General features: G+C 41.0%; 2 protein-coding genes. One reads left to right on the top strand and one right to left on the bottom strand.

Annotation, left to right across the window (positions count from 1 at the left end; all coding sequences use genetic code 11):
* On the top strand, nucleotides 1–585 hold a 585-nt coding region (locus tag AB4496_RS12075; protein WP_372131038.1), incomplete at its 5' end, for an HlyD family efflux transporter periplasmic adaptor subunit.
* A 137-nt stretch (nucleotides 586–722) separates the two neighbouring features.
* On the opposite strand, the gene trmY is transcribed toward AB4496_RS12075, so the two are convergent.
* On the bottom strand, nucleotides 723–1,322 hold the full coding sequence (gene trmY / locus AB4496_RS12080; protein WP_009846285.1) for a tRNA (pseudouridine(54)-N(1))-methyltransferase TrmY: 600 nt from the start codon (nucleotides 1,320–1,322) through the stop codon (nucleotides 723–725).
* Nucleotides 1,323–1,577: the final 255 nt, after the last annotated feature.

Below are 1,577 nucleotides of genomic sequence, written 5' to 3' on the forward strand. Positions count from 1 at the left end.
CGATATGAAGAATATAGGAAAAAAGGTCAGGTATCCGATGTGGACTATGCAAGTATAGTGGGAATGAGTAACTCACTTAATAATCAGCTTAATGGACAAAAACTTGATTATCAAAATGCGAAATTAGCTGAACAAGAAAGAGAATTAGCGGGTCCGGTTAGTCAGGCTCGACGTGCTTTAATGAAAGATCTAGCACTTAAACGTGTTGTTGAACAAGGATTGGCGATTAAGTCTCCCTATGAAGGTCGCGTTGTCGATATCCATGTCGTTGAAGGACAGAGAGTGTTCGAAGGTGACGAGCTTGTAACGATAGCGAAGAATACCATCCCGCAAGTGGTCGCGTATTTAGACCCTAAATATTTAGAGAATGCGATAATAGGAGCTCATACCAAGGTAAGGTTTCCTAATGGTAGTACTTTTGAGGCTGAGATTGCAGATTCGGTAGAAATCGTCAGTAAGTTGCCGACTCAATTAGCAAGCCCTTTTGAAGGGCAGCCAGCATATCTCAAAGTAGCATTGAACTTTACGGCTGATTTGCCTAGAGAATATTGGATTGAAGGGATGACCGTCGAAGTGCGTTTTTAATTAGCACGCTAACTTGACCATAAATGGAGCGTATATCGCTCCATTTATGGTTTTAGGGCTAGCTATTTTTATAGCGAACTGTTGTTTTAGAGTGACCTCTGCTTTAGAGAGAACTATCGTAGAGAGAGCTGTGGATATCAAAAACCACGTACATCCAGTTCATTGTTGATCAATACAACACACTGAGAAGCAAACAACATGTTTGGACCTAAGCTGATTTTCTCTGTCCCTAAACGCTTCAAGCTGTTGTAGCTTTTCTTCGGCATAGGGATATGGTCAGTTAGAAGGAAACATGGGTTTTCCGCAATCTCTGCGTCACGGATAAAGTCGCCTTTCTTATCCATCATGTACAGCTGGTGGTCTTCAGCCAGTTCTTTAACCAACTTTTCAAAACTCATAGTACGAACAGTGATGCCCGGTTCAACCTGACGTGTCTGTTCTTTTATCATGCCTTGAGAAGCATCAACCGCTCTTACTACCGCTGATAACAATGCCGATTCATGAAAGCCACCAATGTTAGTGATCTCATTTGAATCGAAAGTGATCGTACGTGAAAAGTCTTTAGTACTTTCTAATACAAGGTGCACGGTGACATTCTCACGGTGTGATTGAGCAACGAAGATCGTGTTCATCAGAGTATGAGCCAGAATCTCAGTATGAGCGTCTTGCCCAACACCTTCTAAGATAAGTTTGCTCTCTGTAGGGGCTGCGCGAGCGCGTAATACAAATGAACGCATGGGATGTACCTTGTCAGTATGTGATAAAGCGAAATAGGCTTAATCAACATGAATTGATGAATAACTAAAAATTATGGCGGTATGTAACTCTTTTCTATTAATGAAGTCAAATGGAGTTATGTATAGTACTGACCACAAGAACTCTACGTATTAAATAGAGAGTGACCACATTACAAGATGGTAAAGGTTGAAGCTAACCAAGGTTTACATAGATAGTATGCGCAAATTATTAGGTGACTTATACCAATCACAGTA

This window comes from Vibrio sp. 10N.222.46.A1 (assembly GCF_041473595.1).
Classification (GTDB): domain Bacteria; phylum Pseudomonadota; class Gammaproteobacteria; order Enterobacterales; family Vibrionaceae; genus Vibrio; species Vibrio tasmaniensis_A.

Coding starts and splice junctions, on each gene's coding strand:
- trmY (WP_009846285.1), bottom strand. CDS start 1,322: ATGCGTTCATTTGTATTACGCGCTCGCGCAGCCCCTACAGAGAGCAAA.